This window comes from Priestia sp. KCTC 13724 (assembly GCF_056820425.1).
On the sequence record NZ_JBXDLD010000120.1, the window covers coordinates 1 to 5,005 of the forward strand.

A 5,005-nucleotide genomic window follows, 5' to 3' on the forward strand; every position below is an offset into this window, starting at 1 on the left:
CGTTGAGTTGTGCGAATACGAGTAATTTCAAGAATGAAGCAATGTACAGCTTCTTTGTATAGTAATGTAGTTGATAGGCTTCCACAAGTTCCTCTAGTTTTGTGGAGGAAATCGGTGAAAGCCATTGTTCAAATGATGTTTTTCGTGTAAACTTATCCATGTGTATGTCCTTTATTTTGGAGTTGGATGGTTTACTACCACCCAACCATTATAAAGGATTTTTTTGTGCATGAATAATATTGCAGAAAATTCAGATTTATAAAGGACTTTGAATTATTTTAATGCGACGCTAGTGATTAATTAATTATATATTAAAGACAGAGAGATGAAGGAAAGCTGAGAATATTTTCTCGGTTTTTTTCATGAGTATGGATGAAAAATGGTATAATTAGGTGAATATCTCGTTTTGGGAGGTGATCGAGAATGGTAAACAGCTGTTTACCTGCTTCTGTTCGTACTCATGCAAAGCCTACAAATGGAAAGGCGATACTTTGCATGGGGATAAACGCTTGATTAAGTCGCCCATTGCTTAGTTCACTTCATTTAATAGGCTTTGCCACCTTATTTATAGTAAAGAATAAGGAGCGAGCAGAAATGAAATATGTGAACGCAACGACTGTTTTACCTACTGAGCTAGTTAAAGAACTTCAGAAATATGTCCAAGGAGAAACTATTTACGTGCCAAGTACAACCCGAAAAGAATGGGGCGCGTGCTCGGGTACCCGAGAATGGACGAAAAAGCGAAACTGTGACATTAAAAAAGCTTTTCAAGAAGGCCGAACAATATATGAACTAGCAGAACAATACTTTTTAGCTGTTGAAACAATTAAAAAAATTGTTTATAAAAAGTAATTATTAAGGCACTCATCAAAAGATGGGTGCCTTAATGTATATCTTTTTTTAGAACTGTTTTTGCCATGTTAGCAAAATGTCCTGAGCATATAATAAGAAGTAGAATAAAAGAAAGGCTTGATTTAATATGGAAGCATTTATTAATCATCATCAATACAATCTTATACGAGAGCAAGTGAAGTTAATCTCTGACAGTTATGCGAAATCTAATAGCCACGATGTAACAAGTGCTATTAAAGCCTTGGCTGCTGAACGAGTATTTAATCAATTTGAAGAGCTAACACCGTTGCAAAAAGATATTTTGTCACCTATTTCAATGCTGTCAGACAGCAAGGAAGCCGAGGTGTTTTTGAATAGCTTAGAATCGGTTATCATTCCTTTTCCACAAATAAGCGAAGCCGGAATTAAAAAGTTATTTAAAAAGGTGAAAAAATTAAAGGTACCGGCTAACATTAAAGAAGAAACGCTTCACTGCTCGTATATTGGGTGGAATGATTACGGTGCCAGTAAAAAGTATCTTATCGTAGAGTATCACGGAAAGTTAATTGGCGTTGCAGGTGAATTTAAGCGTATTCAAGATAAAGGAGTATGTACAATTTGTCATCGTATTTCGGACGTAGGGCTATTTATGAACCAGAAAAAAGCAAGTTCAGACGGTACGTTTATAAAGCGTGGAAACTATATTTGCCAAGATAGTGAATGGTGTAATGATCATCTAACAGATCGAAGCAAGCTAACTGAATTTATTGAGTGGTTATATTAAAAGCGAGGACTTGCTCCTCGCTTTTTACTGACCAATCTTTATCGGAATGTGAATCTTTATTACAATATCGTTATCTACGTTAAAGTGTGTAGAGGTATCAACAATTTCCAATGTAGGGCCAGGAATTGCTTGATGTCCAGATTTGGAAAGCCAATTTTTTTGAATCATCTCGTAAGTTTTATGAAGACTTTCAAACGTACCTTTGTGCTCATATTGTATATATGTATAAGCGGGAAACGTGTGAACATTCATTCCTTTGGGGATGGTGGTTGGATCGTTTACTTCTACACCAGTGATATAAAAGTAGTCATTTTCAAATGGAGGGAGACAAATCCCTGTCATGATATGATCATGCTTTCGATGAGGAATGGTACTATAATTCTGTTCCATTTGCTCCCAAAGAGCCTTTACTATGTCCTCGTCTCTTTTATTGAGCTTAGACCTTTTTTGAGCAACACCAACTACTGAAAATCCTTCTTTATAAACGATTTGACCTTGCATAATCCACCTCGTATGTAATGGGATAAAGTGAAGCTTATCGTGATTTTAACATACAATGAGACAATGGAAAATAGCTAAAAAAAGATGCAATCCTTTATTTTTACATAAAATGTAAGAATTACGTATAGGACATAATGACCTCTCTTATATATTCAATAATATCTCTTCTTCATTGACGAATTGAATGTAAAGGGGTGACCGCCATGATAGGTTTATTTAAAAGCCGAATTCAAATGTCTTCTACTCAAACTACGAGCTCTTTATCAATTCCATTTAACAGTGAAACAACAATTTTAACGCTAGATTTACCTACAAACATTGCTCAGCAGCAAAAAAAGATTGATGGAATTGTAGGGGGGAAGCAAATATCCCACTTGGACTAACAAGCTATGAATATGGTGTGACGATGCGCTTGTATCGGAATAGTCAACAGCTAATGAGCAAAAACTTACGTCAAGGAGCAGCTGCGGTACTAACGCTAGGGTTTATCCAAAATAATACCATCCCTTTTTTGTGGGTAGATCAAAATGCTGTGCAAGAAACCAATACGTATACGGTGACGCTTCGGTTCTTTACTCGGTCAACAAGCGGCGTGAGCATCCAGACTAAGACAAGAAGCCTAAACGTTATCTCGTAGCTTAGCAAAGCTCAAAGTGATAACTAAACCAATAATCGTCTTGGATGTTACGCGTATTAGAAGCAAGGATATGCTCTTTTCCTTCCTCATCTAGTGCTAACCAGTTATAATTAATGTCCATTTTAATAGAGTAAAAATGGCCTTCTTTAAACAAAATAACCGGAGGGTGTACTTCTACATAATCATTTAGTTTTTTAACCACGTCTTGTTTACAACGAATAAGTTCCATGAAATTGTTTCTCCTTTGTGCATATGTATAGCATATTCTTTGCGGTATAGCTTGCACCCTCTTTACAATTAAGAGGAGCAAGGTTATTTTAGCATATTTTAAAAAAGAATTAGAGTGAAAAGGACCGAGACAAATGAATGAACAAATTATCTTTGCTAAAAGACCAGTTGGAATGCCAGAGACAGACACATTTCGATTTGAAAAAATTGCAATGCCAGAAGCAAAAGAAGGAGAGGTAGTTGTTCAAATCCCTTTATTTGTCGAATGAAAGGATTCATTGTGGCTGATTATGCAGAACGCTTTCAAGAGGAGATTAAATAATTAGGTGAATGGGTGCAGCAAGGAAAGATTAAATACCGTGAAAATGTTGTAGAAGGATTTGAAAATGTTCCTGAAGCATTTTTAGGCTTATTCAGTGGCGCAAACCTAGGAAAGCAGCTTGTAAAAGTAGCCGAGTAAAAGCTTATATTAAAAAGAGACTGAGATATAAGTAGTTCAGCCTCTAGTATACCTGAACGGTTGATAGTTCATAACTTTTAATCGTTCAGGTTATTTTGATTGTGAAAACAATGTTGGAAACAAGGTGGAATGGAGCGTAGGACACTCGACTCCTGCGGGAAAGAGAGGGAAAACGGAGATCCCGCAGCGCAGCGAGGAAGCTCAGGTTCCTCCACGAGGAAAGCGAGTGACCGTAGCGCAATGGAACAAACATGTTGAGACATATCAAAGAGATGGGAACAGCTAGTGTTCGTTTTTTAGAAGCCATCATTTTGTTATGTCCCAAACTCTTTCTTTAAAGGACAGATGCGGTTTGCTGTTCCTCTGTATTTTCTTGCTTGTGGTTACGCTCAATAGCCGAGCGTTTATGGTAACGACCAAGTAATCCTGTCATAATAAAAATTGCTAACAGAGAATAAAGCACTTGAATGACCCCAAATACGGCAGTTGCTGACCCAACAATGAAAAGATCTGTAATAAGCATCGTTTTTCCAGGATTCACTCCAAACCTTTTGTCTAAAAAAACGCAAAGCATATTAATGCCGCCGAGTGAAGAGCCGTTTCGAAATAAGATAATAAGCCCAATCCCAATGATGATGCCTGCTGTAATTGCAGAAAGCAGTGGATGAGGCAGTTGCAAGGTAAGCATTCCTACAAGAACATCTGACATAATAGACATTAAGCTAACGCTTATGAAGCTTCGAATTGTAAACTGCAAGCCAATTTGAGTAATAGCCATGAAATAAAACGGTAGGTTAATAATAAAGAAAAGCATGCCAAATGAAATGTTGCTTAATTGTTCAAGTACAATCCCTAATCCTGCTGTCCCGCCGATAACCAGGCTTGAAGCAGTTAAAAATTGAATGCCAGTTGCTACGAAAAGGCATCCAATTGTAATCCATATCCATTGTTTCACCCTGTTCATTTTTAATACCCCTTTGTATATGAATTAATTTTTTTGTATATAAATTCTCTTTTTCTGATATCACAAATCCTATTGTACTACAAAAAAAATTCTTTGTATCTATAATTGTAAGAGAATCTAACACAATTAAAAAAAGTAATATAATTTAAATTAGTTTAATTTTTCTGTTTATTTCTGTAGTTTTAAAATGAATATAAAATGTATATTGAGAAAGTGGAAAAGGCGAGCAGAAATTTGTGAAGAGCGTTTCTTAGTTGTAAAATAAAAGCGTAGTAGATTAGCCAAAAAAAGAAAAGAGGCAGCATGAAGATGAATCATTCCGTTGATGTAAAACAATTAAAGGCAATGAAGCAAACATTAACAAGATTTATGATGGCTTATAAGTTTGCTTTAAATGGATATCAAAGCTTACATCTTATTATTGAGATCCCGGTCTTTATGTCTGATAGGCAAGAAAATGTGTTTATCGAGCTTCAAATCCGATCCATTGCTATGGACTTCTGGGCCAGTCTTGAACATAAAATTTACTATAAATCACTAGTGTTGCATAAATGTTGACGCAATTTTCAGTTTAATGTTTTTTCCTGTTTAGAGCCAAAA

Annotated in this window: 10 protein-coding genes and 2 pseudogenes; 8 read left to right on the forward strand and 4 right to left on the reverse strand. The window is 35.9% G+C overall.

Going from position 1 to position 5,005, the window contains the following annotated elements; translation table 11 throughout:
- Positions 1 to 160, reverse strand: a 160-nt coding sequence (locus AC1UFB_RS15480) for a DUF4372 domain-containing protein (RefSeq protein WP_482589464.1), incomplete at its 3' end; no start/stop codon positions are given.
- A gap of 434 nt (positions 161 to 594) precedes the next feature.
- Here AC1UFB_RS15480 and AC1UFB_RS15485 point away from each other — a divergent pair.
- Both AC1UFB_RS15485 and AC1UFB_RS15490 read left to right on the forward strand, forming a co-directional pair.
- Positions 595 to 852 carry a CD3324 family protein gene (locus tag AC1UFB_RS15485; protein ID WP_025909934.1) on the forward strand — a complete coding sequence of 86 codons (258 nt, stop codon included), beginning with the start codon at positions 595 to 597 and terminating at the stop codon, positions 850 to 852.
- Between the two features lie 127 nt (positions 853 to 979).
- Complete coding sequence (locus tag AC1UFB_RS15490) at positions 980 to 1,615, forward strand: FusB/FusC family EF-G-binding protein (protein ID WP_025909935.1); 636 nt, start codon at positions 980 to 982, stop codon at positions 1,613 to 1,615.
- Positions 1,616 to 1,639: 24 nt separating this feature from the next.
- Here AC1UFB_RS15490 and AC1UFB_RS15495 read toward each other — a convergent pair whose 3' ends face one another.
- On the reverse strand, positions 1,640 to 2,116 hold the full coding sequence (locus AC1UFB_RS15495) for a GyrI-like domain-containing protein (RefSeq protein WP_025909936.1): 477 nt from the start codon (positions 2,114 to 2,116) through the stop codon (positions 1,640 to 1,642).
- 203 nt (positions 2,117 to 2,319) lie between these two features.
- On the opposite strand from AC1UFB_RS15495, the gene AC1UFB_RS15500 reads away from it, so the two are divergent.
- Together AC1UFB_RS15500 and AC1UFB_RS15505 are read left to right on the forward strand one after the other, a co-directional pair.
- Positions 2,320 to 2,499: a hypothetical protein gene (locus tag AC1UFB_RS15500; protein WP_062686655.1), complete on the forward strand. Its 180-nt coding sequence runs from the start codon at positions 2,320 to 2,322 to the stop codon at positions 2,497 to 2,499.
- 23 nt (positions 2,500 to 2,522) lie between these two features.
- Positions 2,523 to 2,753 carry a hypothetical protein gene (locus tag AC1UFB_RS15505; RefSeq protein WP_062686656.1) on the forward strand — a complete coding sequence of 77 codons (231 nt, stop codon included), beginning with the start codon at positions 2,523 to 2,525 and terminating at the stop codon, positions 2,751 to 2,753.
- A 1-nt stretch (position 2,754) separates the two neighbouring features.
- Here the strand turns inward: AC1UFB_RS15505 and AC1UFB_RS15510 are convergent, their stop codons facing one another.
- Positions 2,755 to 2,982: a hypothetical protein gene (locus tag AC1UFB_RS15510; protein WP_062686657.1), complete on the reverse strand. Its 228-nt coding sequence runs from the start codon at positions 2,980 to 2,982 to the stop codon at positions 2,755 to 2,757.
- Positions 2,983 to 3,115: 133 nt separating this feature from the next.
- On the opposite strand from AC1UFB_RS15510, the gene AC1UFB_RS15515 reads away from it, so the two are divergent.
- The 3 genes and pseudogenes from AC1UFB_RS15515 to AC1UFB_RS15525 all read left to right on the forward strand — a co-directional run bounded on the left by AC1UFB_RS15515 (position 3,116) and on the right by AC1UFB_RS15525 (position 3,727).
- Positions 3,116 to 3,250 carry a hypothetical protein gene (locus tag AC1UFB_RS15515; protein ID WP_257788899.1) on the forward strand — a complete coding sequence of 45 codons (135 nt, stop codon included), beginning with the start codon at positions 3,116 to 3,118 and terminating at the stop codon, positions 3,248 to 3,250.
- Positions 3,247 to 3,441 (forward strand): annotated as a pseudogene (locus AC1UFB_RS15520) (NADP-dependent oxidoreductase); the annotation flags it as partial. The gene AC1UFB_RS15515 and the pseudogene AC1UFB_RS15520, both read left to right, overlap by 4 nt.
- A 124-nt stretch (positions 3,442 to 3,565) precedes the next feature.
- Positions 3,566 to 3,727 carry a hypothetical protein gene (locus tag AC1UFB_RS15525; RefSeq protein ID WP_482589463.1) on the forward strand — a complete coding sequence of 54 codons (162 nt, stop codon included), beginning with the start codon at positions 3,566 to 3,568 and terminating at the stop codon, positions 3,725 to 3,727.
- A gap of 48 nt (positions 3,728 to 3,775) precedes the next feature.
- Here the strand turns inward: AC1UFB_RS15525 and AC1UFB_RS15530 are convergent, their stop codons facing one another.
- Entirely contained in the window at positions 3,776 to 4,405 is a 630-nt protein-coding gene (locus AC1UFB_RS15530; RefSeq protein ID WP_062686658.1) for a YitT family protein, read from the reverse strand.
- A gap of 345 nt (positions 4,406 to 4,750) precedes the next feature.
- Here AC1UFB_RS15530 and AC1UFB_RS15535 point away from each other — a divergent pair.
- Positions 4,751 to 4,939: pseudogene (locus AC1UFB_RS15535) on the forward strand (hypothetical protein); the annotation flags it as partial.
- Between the last annotated feature and the right edge of the window lie 66 nt (positions 4,940 to 5,005).